General features: G+C 60.6%; 15 protein-coding genes and 1 pseudogene. 7 read left to right on the top strand and 9 right to left on the bottom strand.

Features of this window, described 5'->3' with window-relative positions; all coding sequences use genetic code 11:
* Window positions 1-20: 20 nt before the first annotated feature.
* Window positions 21-959 carry an IS110 family transposase gene (locus tag PMI11_RS20245; protein WP_007820685.1) on the bottom strand — a complete coding sequence of 313 codons (939 nt, stop codon included), beginning with the start codon at window positions 957-959 and terminating at the stop codon, window positions 21-23.
* 255 nt (window positions 960-1,214) lie between these two features.
* The gene (locus PMI11_RS20240; RefSeq protein ID WP_007820683.1) at window positions 1,215-2,012 is read right to left on the bottom strand and encodes a glycosyltransferase family 25 protein; all 798 of its coding nucleotides are present in this window, start codon (window positions 2,010-2,012) and stop codon (window positions 1,215-1,217) included.
* A 223-nt stretch (window positions 2,013-2,235) separates the two neighbouring features.
* Here PMI11_RS20240 and PMI11_RS20235 point away from each other — a divergent pair, with 223 nt between their 5' ends.
* Window positions 2,236-4,164, top strand: a complete 1,929-nt coding sequence (locus PMI11_RS20235; RefSeq protein WP_037071761.1) for an adenylate/guanylate cyclase domain-containing protein — start codon at window positions 2,236-2,238, stop codon at window positions 4,162-4,164.
* A 44-nt stretch (window positions 4,165-4,208) separates the two neighbouring features.
* Here the strand turns inward: PMI11_RS20235 and PMI11_RS20230 are convergent, their stop codons facing one another.
* The gene (locus PMI11_RS20230; RefSeq protein WP_007820679.1) at window positions 4,209-4,994 is read right to left on the bottom strand and encodes a YdcF family protein; all 786 of its coding nucleotides are present in this window, start codon (window positions 4,992-4,994) and stop codon (window positions 4,209-4,211) included.
* 455 nt (window positions 4,995-5,449) lie between these two features.
* On the opposite strand from PMI11_RS20230, the gene PMI11_RS20225 reads away from it, so the two are divergent.
* The 4 genes from PMI11_RS20225 (at window position 5,450) to PMI11_RS36025 (ending at window position 9,955) form a co-directional block, all read left to right on the top strand.
* Complete coding sequence (locus PMI11_RS20225; RefSeq protein ID WP_051034611.1) at window positions 5,450-6,385, top strand: ABC transporter substrate-binding protein; 936 nt, start codon at window positions 5,450-5,452, stop codon at window positions 6,383-6,385.
* On the top strand, window positions 6,382-7,041 hold the full coding sequence (locus PMI11_RS20220; RefSeq protein WP_007820677.1) for a L,D-transpeptidase: 660 nt from the start codon (window positions 6,382-6,384) through the stop codon (window positions 7,039-7,041). The genes PMI11_RS20225 and PMI11_RS20220 overlap by 4 nt, the downstream gene beginning before the upstream one ends.
* Before the next feature lie 15 nt (window positions 7,042-7,056).
* A complete protein-coding gene (locus tag PMI11_RS20215; RefSeq protein WP_007820676.1) occupies window positions 7,057-7,371 on the top strand; it encodes a hypothetical protein in 315 nt (104 codons plus the stop codon).
* Window positions 7,372-7,573: 202 nt separating this feature from the next.
* The gene (locus tag PMI11_RS36025) at window positions 7,574-9,955 is read left to right on the top strand and encodes a calcium-binding protein (protein WP_007820675.1); all 2,382 of its coding nucleotides are present in this window, start codon (window positions 7,574-7,576) and stop codon (window positions 9,953-9,955) included.
* A gap of 471 nt (window positions 9,956-10,426) precedes the next feature.
* Here PMI11_RS36025 and PMI11_RS20200 read toward each other — a convergent pair.
* A pseudogene (locus PMI11_RS20200) lies at window positions 10,427-11,591 on the bottom strand (M20 aminoacylase family protein).
* 217 nt (window positions 11,592-11,808) lie between these two features.
* Here PMI11_RS20200 and PMI11_RS20195 point away from each other — a divergent pair.
* A complete protein-coding gene (locus PMI11_RS20195; protein WP_007820672.1) occupies window positions 11,809-13,458 on the top strand; it encodes a hypothetical protein in 1,650 nt (549 codons plus the stop codon).
* 54 nt (window positions 13,459-13,512) lie between these two features.
* On the opposite strand, the gene PMI11_RS20190 is transcribed toward PMI11_RS20195, so the two are convergent.
* On the bottom strand, window positions 13,513-14,088 hold the full coding sequence (locus tag PMI11_RS20190; RefSeq protein WP_007820665.1) for a DUF308 domain-containing protein: 576 nt from the start codon (window positions 14,086-14,088) through the stop codon (window positions 13,513-13,515).
* Between the two features lie 155 nt (window positions 14,089-14,243).
* Between PMI11_RS20190 and PMI11_RS20185 the strand changes: the two genes are divergently transcribed.
* The gene (locus PMI11_RS20185) at window positions 14,244-14,816 is read left to right on the top strand and encodes a TetR/AcrR family transcriptional regulator (RefSeq protein ID WP_007820663.1); all 573 of its coding nucleotides are present in this window, start codon (window positions 14,244-14,246) and stop codon (window positions 14,814-14,816) included.
* An 89-nt stretch (window positions 14,817-14,905) separates the two neighbouring features.
* On the opposite strand, the gene PMI11_RS20180 is transcribed toward PMI11_RS20185, so the two are convergent.
* From PMI11_RS20180 to PMI11_RS20165, 4 genes are all read right to left on the bottom strand, one after another.
* Complete coding sequence (locus PMI11_RS20180) at window positions 14,906-17,290, bottom strand: arylsulfatase (RefSeq protein WP_007820660.1); 2,385 nt, start codon at window positions 17,288-17,290, stop codon at window positions 14,906-14,908.
* Window positions 17,291-17,704: 414 nt separating this feature from the next.
* Window positions 17,705-19,465, bottom strand: a complete 1,761-nt coding sequence (locus PMI11_RS20175; RefSeq protein ID WP_007820658.1) for an adenylate/guanylate cyclase domain-containing protein — start codon at window positions 19,463-19,465, stop codon at window positions 17,705-17,707.
* A 161-nt stretch (window positions 19,466-19,626) separates the two neighbouring features.
* On the bottom strand, window positions 19,627-21,621 hold the full coding sequence (locus PMI11_RS20170) for a glycosyltransferase (RefSeq protein WP_007820656.1): 1,995 nt from the start codon (window positions 21,619-21,621) through the stop codon (window positions 19,627-19,629).
* Window positions 21,603-22,835 carry an HlyD family secretion protein gene (locus PMI11_RS20165; protein ID WP_007820654.1) on the bottom strand — a complete coding sequence of 411 codons (1,233 nt, stop codon included), beginning with the start codon at window positions 22,833-22,835 and terminating at the stop codon, window positions 21,603-21,605. Before PMI11_RS20165 ends, PMI11_RS20170 begins: the two co-directional genes overlap by 19 nt.
* Window positions 22,836-23,027: the final 192 nt, after the last annotated feature.

Below are 23,027 nucleotides of genomic sequence, written 5' to 3'. Positions count from 1 at the left end.
CAGAGCGACTGTCTTGAAAGTCAAGCGTTTTGGGCGTTTTGCCATGCTTTCTGGTCCCGGATCATTGCGTTGAGGATAGTGAGCAGCTTGCGCATGGCAGCGACGGTTGCGACGATCTTCGGCTTGCCTGAGGCCACCAGGCGATCACGGAAGGCTTTCAGCATCGGATTGTGACGGCAGGCCACCAGCGTGGCCATGAACAGGGTGGAGCGCACCACGGTCCGGCCGCCGCCGATAAAGCTCTTGCCCTTCCATCTGCCCGATTGCCGCGTCCATGGAGCAAGACCGGCAAGGGCTGCGACCTGCCGCCGGTCGAGGCTGCCGAGTTCCGGCATCTCGGCAAGCAACGTGCGGGCGGTCACCCGTCCCACACCCGGCACCGAGGTCAAAAGCGCCTCGCGCACCCGCCATAGAGGCGACTTGCGGATATGGTCGTCGAGATCGGCATCGAGACTGTCGAGCTCGCGCCTGAGCGCGGCAAGCAGCCGCTTGATGCTCTTCTGCGCCTCTTTGGCAAGCGCCATGCGCGTGCGCTGTTCCTCGGCCACGATCATTGCAACGATCTGCCGGCGACGGGCAAGAAGGGCTGCTAGCGCCTGGCTCTGTTCATTGGGCAGCGGCCGGATCTCCGGCCTGGTCGCAGCCACGAAGGCGGCGATCACTTCCGCATCGATCGGATCGGTCTTGGCCCGCTTGCCTAGAGCATTGGCATAGGCGCGCACCTGCGCCGGATTGATGACAATCACTGCAAGGCCGGCTCCCGAAAGGGCTGCCACCGCGAGCTTCTCATATCCGCCCGTCGCCTCCAGCGCGACGATGTCGGCCTTCAGGCCCGTGAGCTTCGCAGCAAGCCCGTCCAGCCCCTCATCATCATTGGCAACGACAAAGCTTTCGCCTGACGGCAGCACATGCACATCCAATTGCTCCTTCGAAACATCGATGCCAACCACAACGTCCATCCGATCCCATCCTTGTCTAAGCGGGCTTCGCCTTCGCGAGCGGCCCCGGCGACTGTTCGGGTTCGATGGAACGACGGAGCTATCCCTGGCTCTGCCTCGGGCTTTCAAACCCAAGGGGGGTGCGGGCTCGGCTCCGTCACCGCAAGCGCTAGCTAGGCTGCAGGCGGATGACGTCAAGTTACAAGGGGGGTGCCACACGGCACAGCATCAATCGGTGTGCCCTTACTCAATCACCAGCGCCAGCAGCAACCCCACCTAAGCGGATTTCACCGCACCCGCATTGAACCTGGAGCGATCGACGAGAACATCCCGCTTCCGCCCTACGAACAGGCCGACGATGAGATTCCTCGCCTTGATGCTTTCGAGCTCCAGCCGGCGCAACTGCTTGCGCACCTTGCTGAGCGGCAGGAAGACCAGATCCTTTTCCGGGCGCACGAAATCGGCGCTCTCGCCCTCACCCTCCAGAAACCGCTGCTGGATGACCGGCGCCGGCTCGATCTGGTAGGCGGCAAGCCAGGAGCGGTGCCAGAAATGCGCATCGATCAGCGAATAGGTGGTGGTTTCCGCAAGCATGCGTTTTGCCGCCTCGGGGCCGATGACATAACCGGCCAGCCCCACGCGGTTCTGATAGACGCGGGTCGCGCCAAAACGGCCGGCCTCGTCCTGCCATGCGCGCTTGCGGTTGAGGATATGGCGACGTGGCGCGAATTCGAGATCGTAGACGCTGTTCCACGCATCGTTGCGGGCTTCGATATTGGCGAGAACGGCAGCGATATCGTCTGACAGCACCGCATCGTCTTCCAGGATGAGCATCTTCGCGCCATGCGCGATCACCGCCTGCCAGGCCTTGCGGTGGGACAGGAAGCAGCCGATGTCCTGCCGCCGCGTTGGGCTCGGCCAGTTGCTGGCAGCCGTCTGGCATTCCTCGGCCGTGAGATCGGCAGCTTCGAATGCGTCGAGAAATTCGAAGGACAGGCCGAGCGCGGCCAGCTGCCGGATCTGGAAGCTCCGCCGAACCTCCTCCGCCTTGCGGCTGATGATCAATATTCTCAAGTGAACTCCCTGGCGCCCGATGCCTGCCATGTCAGCGCAAGCATATAACTGTGTTCCAATGCAAGCAAAAGCGCTGAATTCGCGAGCAGATGCCACCGGCCGAAGCGAGTTCGTGGCCGCTTCGCGCGACAATCAGAGATGCCGTTTTGGCGGTGTGCTGGTTGCGGTGCTTCGGTGGGTGTAGACTGCCGGCACTGTTGCATGTTCATACAGGGCAACGATGATGAGTACCCCCGCACTCGACCGGAAGCTGCTCGCGATCCTGGCGGCGGATATGGTAGGCTACTCGAAGGCGATGGAGGCCGATGAGGCCGGCACCATCAGGCGACTGAAGGCCATCCGCGCCGACCTGATCAATCCCGCCATTTCTGAGCGCCATGGCACCGTTATCAAGCTGATGGGCGACGGTACGCTTGTTGCCTTCGACAGCGTGGTCGACGCGGTTGCCTGCGCCGCAGAGTTTCAGAATAGCGTAGCGGCGCGCAACGCCAACCTGCCGGAGCCTGAGCGCATCATATTCCGCGTTGGCATCAATCTGGGCGATGTCGCCTTGGTGGATGGCGATCTCTACGGGGATGGGGTGAATGTTGCCGCGCGGCTGGAACATTTGGCCGAGCCGGGCGGCGTGATGGTGTCGGGTACGGCATACGATCACCTCCAGGGCAAACTCGACTGGCCGCTCGATTTCGCCGGCGAGCAGCAGGTCAAGAATATCAGCCGCCCGGTGCGGATGTATCGGCTGAGGCTCGACGGCAAACGGGCGCGTCGCCCGCTTCGCGGAATGATACCGCGCTGGGCCGGGACGGCTGTGGCGGCGATCGTGGCGCTTGCTCTGGCGGGCGGCGCGGCCTGGTGGTTCCTGCAGCCCGAACCTTTGAGCGGCAAGCCGTCGGTGGCGGTGCTGCCCTTCGACAATTTTGGCGGCGACGAGGCGAGCGGGCGTCTCGCCGATGGCCTGACGGAGGACATCATCACCGACCTCGCGCGGTTTCCCGAATTCGAGGTGGTGGCGCGCAATTCGATGGAAGTTTTTAAAGGTAAGCCGGTGGATGCCCGCCAGGTCGCAACTGCGCTCCATGTCGGCTTTGTGCTGGAAGGCTCGATCCAGCGGCAGAGTGGCCGGGTACGGATCACAGCACAGTTGATCGATGCAAAAACCGGCCACCATCTTTGGTCGGAGAATTGGGACCGGCCCGCCGAGGACGTGTTCGCCGTTCAGACCGAAATCGCAGAGCAGGTCGCCAACCGCCTCGGCGGCGGCGTGGGACTGATTCAGGAGGCCGGGCGGGCCGCAGCCAAACGGAAACGGCCGGAAAACCTGAATGCCTATGATTATTATCTGCTCGGGTCCGAGAAGATTGAAAAGCTCACCAAAGCCGATGAGGAGGAGGCCATCACGTTCCTCAGCCGCGCCATCGAGCTGGACCCAGGGCTGGCACGGGCCTGGGTAGAACTTTACCATGCGCATGAAATATTGAGTTTGTTTGGCGTCGATCCCGAGAGCAACCGCAAGGCGGCCGACGATGTGGCCGAACGCGCGGTGCGTCTTGATCCGAGCGACGCCGAAGCACATGCGGTGTTTGGCATGAGCCTTGCCAACAAAGGCGACATGGGCCGCGCTAAGTCTGAGCTGGACACGGCCCTTCGCCTGGCGCCGGGTTCGTCCGAAATCCTGACTTTCTATACCGGCTATGCAGCACGCTTCGGCGAACCCGAACGCGGCGCGCAAATGGTCGACCAGGTAAAGCGGCTCGACCCGAACTATCCGATGTGGACGTCCAACTTCTTCTCACCCGCCTATTTCATGGCGGGCCGATACGAGGACGCCGTGAAGATGCTCGAGCGCATGACGCCTGACAGCTACCAAAAGTGGACCTGGGTGGTGCGCAGCAGCTCGCTTGCGGCACTCGGTCGAACCGAGGAGGCGAATGCTTCGGCCAGAGAAGCTCTCAAGCAGCACCCGGACCTGACTGTAGAGAGCATGATCAATGAACCCGGCCTAAGCTCAATAGAACGCAGCCGGTTCATGGAGACGATGCCGTTAGCCGGCTTCCCGGCATGCGCCAAGCCCGAGGCGCTGGCGAAACTCGCCAAACCTGTGCGGCTGCCGGAATGCGAGGCGGCGAAGGCGAACCCTCTCGCGCGGCCATAGAACAGCCCTGTGCAACGCGCTTGCGAGGCGCAAGCGCTCGGCGCTCACTGCGGATAAAGGGTCGAGACGCGGCCAGCGAAATAATAGGCGACGATCCCGATCCATTCCCGTAGGCCCGTCGTCAACAGGTCGGCATTGTCAATCGGATGGCCGGCCGACAGTGTCAGGCCCTGCTCTCCCGTCGTACGGTAATCGGTGACCCAGGGCGTGACGTCCATGCCGAGATTGCGGAAGATTGCCACCGCCCGCGGCATGTGGAAACCCGATGTCACGAGCAGGCAGTGGTTAAGGTTCGACCGCTGCAGGATCGCCCTTGTATTGATAGCGTTCTCATAGGTATCGCGCGACTCCGCGTCATATTCGACACGGGCCGGGTCGATATGAAAATCGTCGAACATCCTGCGGATAATATCCGCTTCCTTGACGTAGCCGCCGAGGAGACTGCCATCGCCGCCGGACATGATGACCTTGGCATTGGGATAGACGCCGGCCAGCCGCACCGTTTCGATATAGCGATCAGCCGCGTCATCCAGATTGTAGCCGCCGCGCACGCCATCGACCTTCGTTGCGATCCCGCCGCCGAGCAGGACAATGCAGGCGACATCGGCAGGTGCGGCCGGCCGCGGAAAACGATCCTCCAGCTCCTGTACGATCAGCGCACCCGATGTGGTATAAAAGCTCACGAAGATGAGCGCCAGCGACAGGAGCCCGGCCGCGATGGCGAGCCGCCGAATACGGAAGATCATCAGGATGACGCTGAGAGCGATCAGCAGGAAGCCGATCGTGACGGGTTGAGACGTGAGCCAGAAAACCTTCGCGAAGACAAACATGGGCGTGCCGGTATCCTACTGAAACGCGGCCACGAAAGCCTAATTGGGGATTCGGGGCAAGTCTCCATTCGTCAATGAGAAACCGTAGAGCGGCAAACGACCAGGTTAAGCCCCTCCCCAACCCCTTCCCACAGGTGGGAGGGGCTCCTCGTGGCACCATCTCACTCCTTCCGAAACATCGATGACATGGAAAGCCGGCACGGCAGGTTAAGCCCCTCCCCCTTGTGGGGAGGGGTTTTCTGCCAAGGTTAAAAAATCTCCCGGCATCAACAGGACACGCTGCCGGCAGGCCTGCGCGCCGCACGAATTTACGCCGGAGTTTACGGTAACGTACTTCCCCGACATGCGCGTAATGTGTTTAGGACTTCAACCGGCTGGGGAGCGGAAACGGAGGGATTTCTGTGAGACATCGTCAGGAAGAGAATCCGCAACGGCACAGCTTTCATGCGGGAGCCATGCTTGCCGCATCCATCTTCATCGCATCCGGCTCCGCCCACAGCGTCCAGGCCGCCGATCTCGTGATCGCCGTGCCGAACTGGCCGTCCGGCCAGGCGACGGCCAATATATTGAAGGTCGCGATCGGCAAGAACTTCGGCCTCACGGCCGATCTACGCGAGATGGGCGAGCTCAATGCCTTCTCGGGGCTGGAATCCGGCGAGCTCGATATCCACCCGGAGGTCTGGCGGCCGAACCTCGATGCGGCAATCCAAAAATATGTCGATGAGAAAAAGGCGGTGGTTCTGGCCAAACGCGCCGTTGCCGCCTGGCAGGGCCTCTGCGCCACCGAGGACGCTGAAAAGGCCGGCATCAAGAGCGTCAAGGATCTCTCGGACCCTGAAAAGGGCGCCCTGCTCGATACCGATGGCGATGGCCGCGGCGAACTCTGGATCGGCGCGGCAACCTGGACCTCGGCGAGCATCGAGCGGGTGCGCGCCTTGAGCTACGGTTACGCCAGGAACCTCACGCTGGTGGAGGCGGAAGAGGATGTCGGCATGGCCGCCGTCGATGCAGCCGTCGCCACCGGCCGGCCGATGGTCTTTGCTTGCTACGCGCCGCACAATGTCTTCGAACTGCACAAGGTCACCCGGCTGGAAGAGCCGGCTTACGATCCCGCACGATGGAAGATCGCGCCCGGCAGCGATCCGCTCTGGATCGAACATTCGAAAGCGGATGTCGCCTGGCCGCCATCGGAATTCCACATCGCCTGGTCGACCTCTTTCGGCGCCAAACATGCCGATATCGCCGCCTTTCTGGAGAAGGTCGATCTGACGCCTGAGGAAGTGACTGCCATGACCTACGCGCTGCAGGTGGAGCGAACACCGCCCGCCGATTACGCGGAAAAATGGGTGGCGGAGAATGCCGCCCGCATCCAGGGATGGGCAAAACCATGAACCGGACATTGCAGAAAGCCGCGCTGGCCGCGCTGACGCTTAGCCTCGCCGCCTATGTCGCCCTTGCGGCCGGCACGCAGATCTACGATCCCAAGACGCGGCAGTGGGTCGACTACGACAAGAACACGGCACGCAAATATTTCGCCCGCAACAAGCAGGTTCCGGATGCCTTCCGCCGGCAGGTCGTGACCTTTCGCACGGCAGAGGAGCCGGGCACAATCATCATCGACGGCAATCAGCATTTTCTCTATCTCGTGCAGCCTGGCGGCCAGGCGATCCGCTACGGTATCGGGGTTGGCCGCGAAGGCTTCGGCTGGGCCGGCATCGTGCGCGTGGGGCGTACCGCCGAATGGCCGACCTGGACCCCGCCCGCCGAGATGGTGGCCCGCGACCCCAATGCCGCCAAATGGGCGGCCGGCCAGCCGGGCGGCCCCGATAATCCGCTCGGAGCCCGCGCGCTCTATCTCTATGCCGGCGATGCCGACACGATCTACCGCATCCACGGCACGCCGGAATCCTGGTCGATCGGCCTCGACGTATCCTCGGGCTGCATTCGCATGAACAATGACGACATTATCGATCTGCACTCGCGGATAAAGGTCGGCGCCAAGGTCATCGTCCTGATGCAGGGCGCGGCCCTCTATAAGGGCGTCTGAAACGGGGGAACCAACATGCGCATGTTCTTGAAGAGCCGGCCGCTCCCGGCCCTGTTCCTTTCTTCGCTATCGGCACTTGCCGCCTGCCAGTCGGCCCCGCCGCCCGACCAGATGTCGCGCACGGCGGTCGAGACCGCTCCTGCCGACCTGCAACTGCTCTGCGCCGACGCCGCCGCCAAACAGGCCGGTCTCGACAGGGCGAAAGTCCTGCCGACGAGCTCGCGCCCGGTCGAAGCCGGCGGCTTCAGCGTCGATCTCGACGCCTCGGGCCGCAAGTTCACCTGCGTCATCGACCGCACGGGCGTGGTGAAGAGTGTTCAGGCGGTGTGAGGGCGGTGGCGCGCTCCTTTCGATCAGCCGACTAGCGCCGCTATTCGGCGCAGCCAATCAATCGGCACGCATGTCCCTTCTCTTCGAAGAATATCGGGACTGTCGGCCAATCGTCAAAAAAGAACGGTATGGTAGCAATACGCATCGGGTCTGCAGCAACGCGTTCGTTCTCTCGGTACTGTCTATCTGAGGAGGAAGGTAAATGCCGTTTGTGGAATCTCAGGTCAACACGTTCACGGTCAATTCTCAGTACAGTACAGTGACCACCCAGCTGCCGGGCGGCGGATGGGTGATCACATGGGCCTCCACCCTGGAGGATGGCAGCGGTACCGGCGTCTACCAGCAGGTCTTCGACGCCACAGGCTCCCCCTCCGGTCCTGAAACCCGCGTCAACACCATCGTCGAGGGCAATCAGGAGATGCCGGCCATCGCCCCCCTTGCCGATGGCGGCTGGGTAATTACCTGGGGAAACCAGGGGATCTCCACGCCCGGGGTCTATCAGCAGGCATTCAACGCTGATGGTACGCCGCGCGGCAGCGAGACCCAGGTCAACACCTATGAGGGCGCGGGTCAGGGGTCGCGGTCGGTCATGGGGCTTTCTGACGGAGGCTGGGTCGTCAGCTGGCTGTCTGTAGGCCAGGACGGTTCCGGATATGGGATCTACCAGCAGGCCTTCGCTGCCGACGGCTCCAAGATCGCCGGAGAGACCCGGGTCAACACGCACACCGATGGAAACCAGTGGTTGGGCTCGATGGCGCCACTCGATGGCGGCGGCTGGGTCGCCACCTGGTCATCGCCCGGGCAGGACGGTTCCGAAACCGGCGTATTCCAGCAGATTTACAATGCCGACGGCACGCCGCACGGCGGGGAAACCCTCGTCAATACCTACACCAATTCCTATCAGGACAGCCCATCCGTGGTGGCACGCAATGGCGGCTGGGTCGTCATCTGGGAATCGCTCGGCCAGGATGGATCCAGCCGCGGGATCTATCAGCAGGCCTATAATGCCGACGGAACACGGTTCGGCACGGAGACACGAGTCAATACCGCGACGGACGGCAACGAGGCCTATCATGCATCCGCAGCATTGGACGACGGCGGCTGGGTGGTGATCTGGATTTCGGGCGATGCCCATCTCATGCAGCAGGCCTACAACGCCAACGGAACGCCGCAAGGCGGCGAGACCCAGGTCGATACCGACGGGACATATCCAGGGAACCAGAAGGTGACGGCTCTTTCCGACGGCGGCTGGGTGGTAACCTGGATGGTGATCGGCAGCAGCGAGACCTTTTACCACGTCTACCAGCAGGCGTTTAACGCCGACGGGACGAAAAACGGCGATGAGGCGCTCATCAACACGCTGACCCATACCTACAAGGATATACCCCAGGTGGCGGCGCTCGATGACGGCGGCTGGGTCGTCAGCTGGGCGTCCGACAGTGATTATACCGATGTCCAGGGATATGATTCCGGCATCTTTCAGGTCCGCTTCGATACCGACGCCCATGCGGTGGAGCTTCCGAGCAACCGCATCTACGGCACCTACCCAGACAAGAACCTGGTCGGCACGGCCGGAGACGACGCCATATATGCAAGCTCCGGCAACGACACGCTGACGGGCCTTGCGGGCAATGACCATCTGGACGGAGGATACGGCCACGACCGGATGACGGGCGGCCTGGGTGACGATACCTACATTGTCGATACCTCGGCCGACAGGGTCGTGGAGCTGGCAGGACAGGGTACCGATACGATCCTCGTCCAGGTGAGCTATTCGCTGGGGGCCAATGTCGAGAACCTCGCCTTTGTCGCGGAGGGTAACCTGTATGCGAGCGGAAACGCGCTCGCTAACGTCATCACGGGCAATAGCGGCAACAATACGCTCGGCGGCGCTGCCGGAAGCGATACGCTTTCCGGTCTCGATGGCAACGATTATCTCGATGGCGGCGCCGACAACGACAAGCTGTATGGCGGCTCCGGCGACGATATACTCGCGGGCGGTACCGGCGACGACACCATGGATGGCGGGGATGGAAACGATAAATACAAGGTCGACAGCGCCAACGACGTCGTCCACGATACCGGTGACGGCATCTGGGATTGGAACGATATCATCTATTCCACGGCCGAAACCTATTCGCTCGCCGGAACCGGAGCCGAAACGCTGATCCTTCAGGCGGGCGCCGTGACCGGGATCGGCGATAGCGGCAACAACCAGATATCAGGCAATTCTGCAGCCAATACGCTCGTCAGCGGCGGCGGCAGTGATGGCCTGGCCGGCGGCGGCGGCGTTGATACTTTCGTCCTCGCCGCACCCAGCGCATCGAACTTCGCTTTCATCAACGATTTTGGCGCGGACGATTTCCTGGCGTTCCAGTCCAGCGATTTCCAGGGCATGACCACGGCCACCCTGGATTTCCATGTCGGCAAAACCGCCATTGGCGCCGACGCCCAGTTCTACTTCAACACCTCCGACCGCACGCTCTATTGGGACGACGACGGCACCGGAGGAGACGGCGCCGTTAGAGTTGCCACGCTCAACGGAGCCTATGTCCTGCAGTCCGGCGACTTCCTGTTCGCCTGAGGGGCGTCGACAACGGCATTCGTGGCCCCCTTTGGCGGCGCAGAGCCACACGGCTTGCGCCGCGAAGGGGGCGATATTCTGCTATTTGTACTCGTCATAAAGCAAGAGACAGCCACACGAACACGAGGTCGACCCGCTGCATACGGCGCGGCTGTCCATGCTCGGCAGGCTTGCGACCTCGATCGCCCACGAGGTGAACCAGCCGCTCGCCGCAATCGTCACGGATTGCGAAACCACCAAGCAAACGCCCGAACAGCACAAACCTCGCTTGGGGCACCAAGCCCACCCCAATCTCCCCTCATCCCTGTGCTCGTCACAGGGATTCAGCCTGCCCAAGTCCTTGGGCAGGAGAGACTTTTTCGCTTGAAGTAAGGAGGTGTCGTTCACCGCGCAGACGCGCGGTGGCTAGATTCCTGTGACAAGCACAGGAAGGAGGGAGGATAAAACTGCGCTCCTCCCCACCGATACCCTTTACCGTCCCCCAAGCTCCTGCCCAACCAACGACAGCCAATAGCGCACCCCATGCGCAATCGCCTTGTCGTTGAAATCATAGGCCGGGTGATGCAGACCCGCGCTATCCCCATTGCCGATCAGGATCATCGCGCCGGGCCGCTTTTCCAGCATATAGGAGAAATCCTCCGCCCCCAATCGACGGCTCGTAAGCCGCATCCACCTGGCTCTCGCCGGCCACCTTTGCAGCCGCCGCAACGATGGCTGACGTCCTGCCGGCATCGTTGACCGTGACAGGATAGCCCGGCCGCCAGTCGATCTCTGCCTCGGTTTCAAACAGCTTCGCCGTGCCATGCACGATGTCGCGGAACCGCTGCTCGACGGCCTTCCTCGTGTCCACCTGCATGGTGCGGATCGTGCCGCCGAGGCGCACGGTGGCGGGAATGACGTTTAGCGCCTTGTCGTTGCCGGCCTCCGAGAAGGTGATGGAGACGACGACCGGATCGAAGGGATCGGTGAAGCGCGAGGCGATCGATTGCAGCGCGATGACCATATGGGCGCTGACGAGAACCGGATCGCGCGTCATGTTCGGCGCTGCCGCATGCCCGCCCTTCCCATTGATGGTGATGACGAAACGGTCCGCACCCGCCATGAACGGGCCCGCGCGCGTGGCAAAGGAACCGATCTCCAGGCCCGGCTCGTTATGCATGCCATAGACCTCGTCGATGCAGAAGCTTTCAAGCAACCCTTCCTCGATCATCACCCGCGCTCCGCCACCGCCCTCCTCCGCCGGCTGGAAGATCAGCACGACCTTGCCGGAGAAATCCCGGTTTTCGACAAGGCACTTGGCGGTGGCAAGCAGCATGGCGGTGTGCCCGTCATGGCCGCAGGCATGCATGCGGTTGGCATTCTTCGAGGCATAGGGAAGATTGGTCTGCTCCGACATCGGCAGCGCATCCATGTCGCAGCGCAGCGCGATCGTCTTGCCGGGGCCTTTGGTGCCCTCGATGACGGCGACGACGCCGGTCTTGGCAAGCCCGGTCGTGACATTCTCGCAGCCGAATTCCGCAAGCTTGCCGGCCACGAACGCCGCCGTCTCCGGCAGATCGAAGAGCAGCTCCGGATTCTGATGGATATGACGGCGCCAACCCTTGGCCTCTTCGGCGACGGCTTCGATAGTGCTCATGGTGGTATCCTCGTGATGTGGCTGGCCGGGCCGTGGGAGTCGCCGCCGAAGGTGGGTGGCGGCAGACTAGCCGCTGCGGGGGCGATTTGCCAACGGGGGATGGGGCGAGGATACGAGGAAGCGTTCGGGCGAAGATACAATCTGAAATAGCATCTTAGCTGGAAATTAAACTCTCAAGCATAACCATCCCATCCAATTGCAACGGCTGGTTTTTCCTTTGCGTATACCTTTTGCTTCGCTGAGCATCCTCGGCAGTCTGGCACTTTTGCTGATCGTTCAGGCGCTTCCCTATGTGGGGGCGCCATTCCTGCTGATCGGCAGTCCTTACATCTGCGGACTCCTGCTCAATCTCTTCCTGATCTGCCTGGCTTACGAAGCGCTGATCGGTCACACATCGCGAACCTTCATCGTTATCCCGCTCGTCGCCTATTCCGCCTACTACGGCGTATACATTGAACAGGGTCGCCAGATTGCCGAATATGAAGCCGGGCTGAAAGCAAGCAATCCTCACGGCGTCATGACATTCGATGCGGCGACGCAAGACCTGATCATGAGCAACGCTGCCACCTTCGTCTATAGCCACAAGGTCCCCGTCGCCTATAGCGAAGAAAAAGGTGAAAAGACCACAGGCTTTGCTTCTTTCAGGCTTATGACACGGGCCGTCTGCGATACGATCGTCGATGACCCCGGCTTCCGCCTGAACAAGATGACCATTTTTTACGAGGGTTGGGATAGCAGCCGCCCTTGCAGAATTAGCTTCTCGGAACGCCCGACCAAAGAACGCGTGATCGTCGTCTCCGAGGAGCCGGAAATCTGGAAGCAGAAAGACCTGATATCGGAAGGCTCATACCGCATTGAGTTTCGGGGAAAAACGATTGCGGAATACCGGACCGCCACTGCGCGACGCTATGCATCATTGCCGCTTCCGGTGTTTGGCTGCGGCTACACTTCGTTCTCGTCAGAGCCGATATGCTCGGCCGGTTTCCGCACAAGTTTTTATCACCTCGACACAAAGCCCGACAATCTCCCTGCCGATATATCGGATAATCCCATCTCTATTCTGCTGTCGATCCCGGCCTATAGCTTGGATGAGAAAGCTCACTTCGCAGGATTTGCCGCCAACGCACACGCAGAAAACGAGGCGCGCGGAATCGCAGGCCAGGTGCAGGAAAATGCTTATGCTGCGCTCGATCGGCTTGCTTCGGGAGCGGCCGGCTCGCTTCCGCACAATTTTCAATATGTGGTTGCTTCCGATCCGGACCGTCTGGCAGGCAACGCTGAAAAGATCGTCTCCGCAATGGACAACCTTTTGCGGAGGAATGACCGCAATTCGACCGCAGTTGCCATGAAGCTCGGCAGCGCGCTAACGGCTTTGAGCGAAGATGCATTCGCGCCGTTTGCCGGCCGGATCTTCCGGATGGTGAGGGAGAATGATCGATGGCTGGAAGCTGATCCCGGTCTGTTTATCCGGGCGGCCGATGCCGGCCTTGGCACACTGCCCTACTATGCTGATATGGCAAGGGCGGTGAAACCTGATAACTTCCTTAAATTCGCACCTGTCCTTGCCGTTTGCCGCATTGGTGCCGCGGACGACACCCTGCGTAATGTTCTCAAGCAGAACTTTGCGCCAAAACGGCCCCCACTTATTCTAGAGGATTATCGGCAGGCCGTCTTTCTTGCCCTGCTCAGCATTGGTGAAAAGGACTTTGTACGCTACCGACTGGAAGACTTCCCATCGGCCGAAGCGACTTGGTACAAGTGGGTTCTCGAAAAGCAATCTGACGCCACCAGACCGAACAATTGTATGACGCGAAAATGGCCGGCCGAGACGTTCCTCGGCACAGCCATGAAGCCCATTATTCCATGAGCGCCCCTGAGAGCACAGAGCGTAAGGTCGTACCTGCTGAAAAGCTGGCGCCCCTCACCCCTGCACACTCGCCTTGCGATACGCAGCAACCGTCATCCACACAGCCGACAGCAGGAAATAGAAGGCACCAAACCCGGCATAGGGCGCGATGTCCAGAATGCTCGGCGGCGTAGTCCCAAACGACTGGCTAATCATGAAACCGCCGGCGAGTGTCGATTGCGCGCCGCTGAGGATCATCGCCCATTGCGCGCCGTAGATGCGCCAGCGCCGCACGCCGGCCGAAAGCTGCAGGAGGCCGGAAAGGATGGCCCAGAGGCCGAAGACCGCGAGTACGGCATAGGTACTGTTCAGGACGGCGATGATAACGGCAAGCGTGGTAACCGTGCTGACGGCGACGTTGAATGTCTGGGCGGGGTTCGCCTTCAGCCCGCCGTTCGAGCGGGCGTCCACGAGGTTCGCCGCCGCGTCCCAGGCCGGATAGATGACGAGCAACACGGAGGCGAGCGCCGATTGGCTTCCCGACTGAGTGGCCGAGAGAATGGCGGCAATGATCCAGCCGATCGAGAACAGCGCACGGACGAAATAATAGGATCGCAACCAGCTCGATTGCGCGGAAGATTGGTTCTGCATGACAGGCTCCTTGTTTGTCTTCCTACTAGTAGGTAGTTAAATTTAGAGAGTCAATCGCCAAACGTCGCCGCCCTCTGCCATCAGGAACACATGCTCGTGAGCCGGCCCGCCGAGCGAGCTTGACAGCCTTGCCTACCAGCAGATAGGCAAGCTGCATGGAACAGACCACCTCGGAAAAAATCCTCGATATAGCGCAGTCCCTCGTCGTGGCGGGAGGCTATAACGGCTTCAGCTATGCCGATATTTCCGAGGCGGTCGGCATCCGCAAGGCGAGCATCCACCACCATTTCCCAACGAAGGCTGAACTCGTGCAGGTGCTGGTCGATCGCTATACGCAACGTGCCGAATCCGGCCTGAGATCGCTGCGCGAGCATGTCCCCGGCCCCGTCGATCAGCTGCAGGCCTATCTGAACTACTGGCAGAAATGCATTCTCGATGCCACGGAGCCCTTCTGCGTCTGCGCCATGCTGGCGGCCGAAATACAGATGCTGCCGGCGCCGGTGGCAACCCATGTGCGCCGGCATTTCGAGAATCTTGCCGCCTGGCTGGCATCGGTGCTGAAGACCGGCGCCGAGCAGAGGCTCTTCCGGCTCTCGGGAACGCCCGAGCAGGAAGCCCAGATCCTGATGGCGTGCGTCCACGGCGCCATGCTCTCCGCCCGCGCGCTCGGCGACCCCAGCCTGTTTGCCGCGATCGTCGGCCCGCAGGTCGCCAGACTCAAGGCGTAGAAGCACTCAAGCGGGGCGCTTGCACTGGGCGTCGCGCGCCGCTGGTTGACGAACTGCCCCCAAGATATCGGCGGCAGTTCGTGGTTCCATCAGTTCAATTGCACCGTCAGCTTGTCGATCGTCCCGGTGAAGGCGAAGGGTACCTGGTAGTCGTTGTCCTCGACGCCGGTGCGGGTATCCATGCCGACATCGAATGTCTCGTCCCATGGCATCAGCGCCGGGATCGTATGCGGGATTTTCTGGCTGGCGACCTCCTTGCCGTCCACCTTGAGAATGCCCGTTCCGCCACTGCCCATGTTGTGGCTGTCCGACGTAAAGTCGAACTCGATCGTGTGCTTTCCGGGGGCCAATGCGTCAGCCCCCTCCCAGCGGAAGCGCTCTATATCGACGAAATTGTAGAGGAACACCGGCTTGTCCTTGAGGATGTAGAGGCCGTATCCGCCGAACCGACCGCCGGTCGTGACAAGCATGCCGTCCGTGCCGTTCGTTGGAATCTCGACATCGGCGGTGATCGTATAGGACTTGTTGACGATATTGGGGGCGTTGCCGCCAGGTACACCGGAAACGACGCCTGAATAGGTGAACACCTTCCGTCCCGCGGTTGCGCTCGGCCGAGGTGTCAGGAGACGCTCCAGGATCGAGTTGTCGAGCGGAAACACATTGTATTTCGCAGCTTCCAGCAGGAACAATTCCTGCATCTCACGCAGCTTGTCGGGATTGCTCTGAGCGAGGTTGTTGGCCTGCGAGTAGTCCTCGTTGAGATTGTAGAGCTCCCATTTGTAGCCGTTGACGACTTCCGGCATCGGCGCCGTGCCCATCAGCCAGGGCGGTGCGGGCGGTGTGGTGCATGCATACCAACCGTCGTGGTAGATGCCGCGATTGCCGAACATCTCGAAATACTGGGTGTGGCGCGTCGATGGTGCATCGGCGTTGGCCTTGTCCCAGCTATAAGCCATGCTGACCCCTTCGATCGGCTTCTGCGCCACGCCGTTGACCATGGCGGGTGCCGGGATCTCTGTGGCTTCCAGGATCGTCGGCACGATGTCGATTATATGATGGAACTGGCTGCGGGTGCCGCCGGCGTCCTTGATCCGGGCGGGCCATGCCATTGCCATGCCTTGCCGCGTGCCTCCGAAGTGCGAAGCCACCTGCTTGGTCCATTTGAACGGCGTGTCGAAAGCCCATGACCAGGCCACCGACATATGCGGATAGGTCCGGTCGGAACCCCAGGCATCATAGAATTTCAGCTGATCGGCAACGGGGATCTGCAGGCCCTCGATGGTGATCACTTCGCTCGGGGTGCCGAGCGTGCTCCCTTCCGCGCTCGTGCCGTTGTCGCCCTCGATATAGATGACGAGCGTGTTGTCCAGCTTGCCGATGTCGTCCACCGCCTGAATCACCCGGCCGATCTCATGGTCGGAATAGGCAACGTAAGCTGCGAACACCTCCGCCTGACGAGCAAACAGCTTCTTGCTGTCGGCGTCGAGCGTGTCCCATTTCGGCAAGTCGTCCGGCCACGCGGTCAGCTGTGCGTTCTCAGGGATGACACCGAGGCGCTTCTGGTTCGCAAAGATCTGGTCGCGCATGGCGTTCCAGCCCATGTCGAACTTGCCCTTGAACTTTTCGATCCATTCCGGGGTCGGGTGATGTGGTGCATGTGTTGCACCCGGCGCGTAGTAGACGAAGAACGGCTTGTCAGGCGCGGCCGCGTTCAGCTGCTTGATGTAGTTGATGGCGTTGTCGGCCTCGTCGGTGATCAGATTGTAGCCGGGCTTTCCGACCCACGGGAAAATCTGTGTGTGATCCTGAAAGAGATAGGGCTCCCATTGGTTGGTGTCGCCTCCCATGAAGCCATAGAAATAGTCGAAGCCCATGCCGGACGGCCATTGGTTGAAGGGACCGGCACTGCTGTACTGGAATGACGGAGTGTTGTGGTTCTTGCCGAACCATGACGTGGAATAGCCATTCTCTTTCATAATGTTGCCGATCGTTGCGTTATCCACACCCAGAACAGAGTCATATCCCGGATAGCCGGTCGCCTGCTCCGAAATCACGCCGAAGCCGGTCGAATGATGATTGCGCCCGGTGATCAGCGCCGCACGCGTCGGCGAGCAAAGCGCGGTCGAGTGAAACTGCGTGTAGCGCAGGCCCGCCTGCGCGACACGATCGAGAGCGGGCGTCGGTATGACGCCCCCGAACGTGCCCGCGACACCATAGCCTGCGTCATCGGTGATGATCAGCAGCACGTTCGGCGCGCCCTTCGGGGGCACCACCTGAGGCGGCCAATACGGTTTAGAATCTCTTGCGCTCAGCCCGATCTCGCCGCCAAACGGCGCCGGCGGATTGGGAAGGTAGCGCCCGTCGAGGGTCGTCGTGGCATCCGGCGCACCCGGTGTGCCGGTGATTTGTTGTGCGTTCGCACAGGAGACCGCAAGTGTCAGAAGGCTCGATGTGACCGCAAGCAATAGCTTCATTTTGGTTCCCCCTAGTTTTGGCCGCCCTGGTGGAATCGCAGACGATCGCGATATCACCTACGACGCCGAGGCCGACCGAAGGATGATTGCGTTCCATGATCCGCGCAGCCCGCGTCGGCAAGCTGAGCAATGTCGAGGTGAAACAGGAAATCAGACCGAAGAAGCCGCCCTCCACGGGAGATCGGCCGAGCCAATGCGGGCGCTGAGCCGATAGCGATAAGACCCGTACATGCAGGCAGACTGCGAACGATCGTCATCTCGGCAGCTCCCCCTCACACACCGAATAGTCGTCGCATTAGACGATACTAAATTAACATCGGAACGAATGTCCGTCGAGCATTGAATGTTCGCGGGCGGCGGCTCAGGGCATGGAAGCGGCGGCTGCGCGCGCCGGATGTCCGCCTGGCCGGATCATCATCTCAGCGAGATTGATTTCTTCCGGCCTGCGGCCTTCCGTGGCGTCAACGGCAGGCCGGCATCGCAATTGCGCGCAACGAGGGTTTCCGTGACGGACTCGTCCGCATAGGTTTCCTGCATCCGGATGTAGACCGCAGACAGAGCCGGATCGAGGGAAAGCGCCTGCCGAACCAGGAATTCCGCCTTTCCGGTGTCGCCGCAGGCCATGCTCGCGGCAACCTGGTAGAGCGACTTGCGCCTGGTCTGGAAGGGCAGCGTCAGGGCGACGCGCATCATCTCGTCGAAACGGCCGAGCGCGTAAAGCGCCGCCACCCGCTCTTCGGTGATCCAGACCGGCAGGAAGGGATCGAGCGTCTCGGCGCGATCAAGCATGTCGAGGGCGCGCTCAGCCTCCCCGGCATAGACGTAGAAGGCGGCGCTGCGGCCAAGAATATAGGCGTCGTTCGGTGCGAGTTCGTGGGCACGAATGTGGTGATAACGTGCCGAAACGAAGTCGCCTGATTTCATCTTGATCGCGCCCATGATGCGATGGGCTTCCGGGTCGGAGGGGTCGAGGGCGAGCGCGTGTGCGACCTGCTGTTCGGCCTTGTCCATGTCGAAGCTCGGCAGGTTGCTCCACGAGCAGACATGCATTGCGAAGGGACGGCCGAAACCGGGGTCGGCCGTCATTGCCCGCTCGAACCAGGCCATGGCTTCATGTATGTGAGTATCCGCCACGCCAACCAGCCGGTGATGATCCAGCCCGCGCAGGTAATACTCGTAGGCCGTCATATTCTCCGGGCGCTTCAACCGCGCTGCCGCAAGTTCCGACTGCTCGATACGTCCGGACACGGTTGCCGCGACACGGGCGATGATCTCGTCCAGCACATCGAGCAATTCGCGAAACGGACGCTTGATGCGATCCGACCAGATGACCAGACCCTCTGCCGTCTCGGTCAGGGCGATATTGACCCGCAGGTCCTCGCCCACCTGGCGGATCGAGCCGCTGATGACGTAGCCGACGCCGAGAAGCCGGCCGATCTCGACCGGGTCTTTCGTCGTCAGCGCGGCGGCCGCCGAGCGGGAACTGACGAACAACCCCTTGAGGCGGCTGAGTTCCAGCGTCAGGTCGTCGGTAATGCCCTCCGCCAGGAAACATTGATCTGCAACAGCGCCGGGCGCTACATCGAACCGCGCCACCGCGATCGAGTTGGTCCGCGGAGATTGGGCGGCACTGGGGGCGGATCGCGTCGGAGCGAACTGATAGACATGTCGGTCCACCAGTTCGGTGACCCGGTAGATCCGGATCGGCTCGACAATCCCCTTTAGACGCCGTTCGCCGATATCCTCGAATCCGCAAGGCGAAACCCGCCGGACCTGGTCGTAAAGCAGCCCTGAAACCTCGATTGCGCCAGGTGGCGCGGATGCCTCGATGCGCGCGGCGATATTCACCCCGTCGCCGCGCAGGTCCGAGCCTACGACGACGACATCAGCGAGATGGAGGCCGAACCGCATATCGCCGCCGCTCGCTCCAGGAAGGGCGGCAATCTCGGCGCGCGCCTCGATGGCGGACCTCAGCGCATTGACAGGGCTGGCGAACTCGGCAAGCAGCGCGTCACCCGCCGTGCCGAAGACACGGCCGTCATGGCGCTGGACGACCATGCGAACGGTCTCGAGCACAGTATCGATCCGGGCAATCGCGCCTTCCTCATCTGATTCCATTGCCGTGGTGGAGCCGACGAAATCCCCGACCATGATCGTAGCCAGCTTGCGCTGCATTCTCGATCCCTCCCGCAACAGAAGCACGCGATGACGCAATGTAGCACATTCGCGGGCCTGGATGTTTTGCGATTGGCAACGCTGGCGACGCGGTGGCAAGCCCGTGGGCCGTTGGCCGCTTCCGGCACATGGTCGCGGACGATCCGCGCTTTGACGGTCGACTACAACGTGCGCGTCCGCCCGAACGACCGCAGAAGAAGATTGAGAGAGACCGCGACCTTATCGATGTCGCGAATGTCCTGCGAATATCGACCGGTGTAGAGTTTCATAATCATATTGTCGCGAGCAGATCCACTGAGTTCGAAATACAGATGCAGGTAGTAAGATTGCTTGTCACCGCTGCGACTTATGCTCCTGCGTCGTTGGGTGACCTGTCTGAGCTCTGATTTGAACGGAGCAAAGCCGGGCAGTTTAAGCACGACGGATTTGGATTGAAATCGGGCCATGGTGGGGACTGCAACGACCGCCTTGTCCAGTGCCAAACTTACGATTTGGCCAGGGACATCGTCTACTACAGCGGGTTCATCCAGCTTGAACGCATGAAACAGCCGCCGGGGTTTCTCAAAGCAGATGAGTGACGCGATGAGCAGGACGACGATATTGATACCTGACCACAAGGCCGCAACCGGTGAAAACTGGCCTTGTACGTGCGACGTTTCCGGTACGATGTTGACCAGCAGACCAAGGACGGTGACCGTAATCATGCTTGCGATCCAGGCGAAGCTGTAGCGGTCGAACTGGTTCAACTCGTTGCCACTGCCCTTTGGCGTCACCCTGAACGGCTTGCCAAATGGTCGCACCAGGCTGGAGACCACGGTTGGCAACATGCGAAATGTCGCAAAGGTCCCGACGGCACTGGAAATCACAGGCAGATAGCGCGTCGGGGTGATCCACAGCATAAGCAGAAAATACGCCGCCAGCAGCGGCACCTGATGAGCCACATAATCGGCTATGTCAGTGAAATAAAGCGGGATCAGGCCGAGCCAGAGATAGACGATAGGAACGAGCAATATCGTGAAGCGGACCAGATATTGCACGAGCCATGACGCTGGCAGGAACATGATCCGTTGAAAGAGCGTCAATCCCGGGCCGCGCAGCGGGCCATTATAAAGGTAAAGGGTTTGAATTCCTCCCTGACACCACCGTTCGCGCTGCACAAAATAACCGGTCAGGTTTTCGGCAGCCAGTCCCATCGACAGCCGCTCGTTCAGGTAGCGGGTCTTGTAGCCCTTGTTGAGCATTGAAAGAGTTGTCAGCAGGTCTTCCGTGATCGACTCCGTCGGAAACCCTCCTATCGCGTCAACGGCCTTGCGGCGGGCAATCGAGCATGAGCCGCAGCAGAAACTGACGTCCCAGGCGTCTCTGCTGGGCGCGATCTCGTCGAAGAACAAACGCTGCTCGTCCGGCCAGATATTCTCCAAACCCAGGTTCGATTGCACCGGATCGACATTGAAGAAATGTTGAGGTGTCTGGACGATGCCGATGCTTTCATCGCTGAAGAAGGGCAGAGTCCGGCGAAGGAAATGTCGATAGGGAACAAAATCGGCGTCGAAGACTGCAATAAACTCGCCCGAGCTGACCTTCAGCCCATTGTTCATATTGCCTGCTTTGGCATGGCTGTTGTCGCCGCGAGTGACGTGGATGGCGTTCTTCTCGTCGCAATAGGCCTTCAGCCAGTCTCGGCGTTGATCGTCAAGCACATACACATTCAATTTGTCGGAAGGATAATCCAGCGACAGAGCGCCGATGATGGTTCGCTCGAGCACGTCGTGCGGCTCATTGTAGGTGGGAATGAAAACATCGACAGTCGGAAGTTCACTCTGCTCTCGCGCAAAGAAAACGCGAGCCAGCCTGTCCGCTTCTGCGCTCCGGTCGACGTAGCGGCTCATCAATACCAGAAAAAGGATGACCTCGACGCACGCCAGAATCTCCACGACGAAGAGTATCCAAACCCAGTAGAAATTCGCACCGTCGTTGGGATAGGGAAGCACTGTCTCCGTTAAGCGCCAGACCATGTATCGCAATTCGACTGCTGCGACAAACGCGCAGGTCACCGCCCGTGTCCAGGTGTGATGACGCGACCAATTGAACGGCCCCAGGAAAAAGAAGGCTAAAACAAAAAAGGTCGGAAGCAGCGCTACAAGATACTGAACCACAGGCTTTTGACCCAGTTGGACACGTCGATGCCATGCTTGGAAAACCGTACCTGCACTGTGCGCCCCACTTGGCAGGAATTCGCAAAATCGTCGTTCATGAAGGATGGATCAAGGCGAACCCGAATACGGGCATTACGCTGTGTCGACGGCGGCAAACTGGCGGCAAAGGAATCGGTCTCGACCGAAGCCGAACTGCCTCTGACGGAAATGACCGTGCCCTTGAAGACATCGCTGCGGCCGAACAAGCGCACCTGTGCGACAAGTCCAGGATAGATCTCGTCATAATTGACCTCGGGAACAAGGATATCCACAAACAGCTCTCGACAGTCGAGGAGGCGCATCAGCTCGTCGTTCAGCACGACGTTCGAACCATCGACGATACTCCTGCTCCAGACAACGCCGTCGAACGGCGCCATCGCGGTTGCGGATTCAAGGTTGCCGACACGGTTTGCCTCTTCGACCAACTGCTTTTGAACTTCAGTGGCTTTTGTCTCATTCTCCGCTATGCGTGAGTTCAAGTCATTGATGCGAACGACAACCTCGTCCTCGCGCTGTCGCGAATAAGGCACGTCATTCTGTCCGTCACCGAAGACGAAGATACCCTGGCGGACCGCATTGAGCCTTTGTTGCAATTGATCGACAGTTAGATTGCTGATTTCGACTTCGCCGCCGGTCGCAGCTCCCGCGGCGCGCGCGGCCTCAACCAGCTTCTGCGTAAGTATGCCTTTTGACTCGAGCTGCATCCGGCGGCTCAGGTCGACCTGCGCGACCAGATCCTGCGCTTGCGACACCTCGACTTTCTTCCGCAGGATTTCGACTTCGCGTTCGAGATTGGCAATGGTCGTCTGCTTGTAGACTTCCAGTCTGGCAGATAATTCTTCGCGAAGCGCGGAAAGCTCCTCCCGTTCCTTTTTAAGTGCCGCGACGCGGTCGAGCGCCGTGTTGCGATCTGCCTCGAGCGAAGCGAGGATTGCGCGATTGACGCGCGTATTTCTGATTTCTGCGAGGGATTGTCCCGCTCTGACCGGGCTGCCGACCTTGAGGGGTTCTTCCGCAATCGTGCCGTCGATAGGAGCATTGACAACAGCGAACCGCGCATTGACGGTGCCATCAAGGCTCGTAAACCCGGTGATCGCCGGCAATGAGACGACAGCGATGATTGCCAGCAACACCAGGCCAACAGTGATGCGTGTGATGCGATGATTCCAGATCATGGTGTCATCCGAAGGTATCGCTTCAGCATCCATTGACCCATCCATCCGGCGCAACGAATGCAACTAAATCTTGCATAATTTAACGCAGCAAAAGCTAATAGACAAGTGATGGTCGTATACGACACATCGTTTAGGTCGGCTCTTTATGGCGCATGCTCCATGGCAAGCGCAGATACAGCACTTCGGCCTTGG

The sequence above is a fragment of the Rhizobium sp. CF142 genome, assembly GCF_000281145.1.
GTDB lineage: Bacteria > Pseudomonadota > Alphaproteobacteria > Rhizobiales > Rhizobiaceae > Rhizobium.
This window is presented reverse-complemented; position numbering and strand designations above follow the sequence as displayed.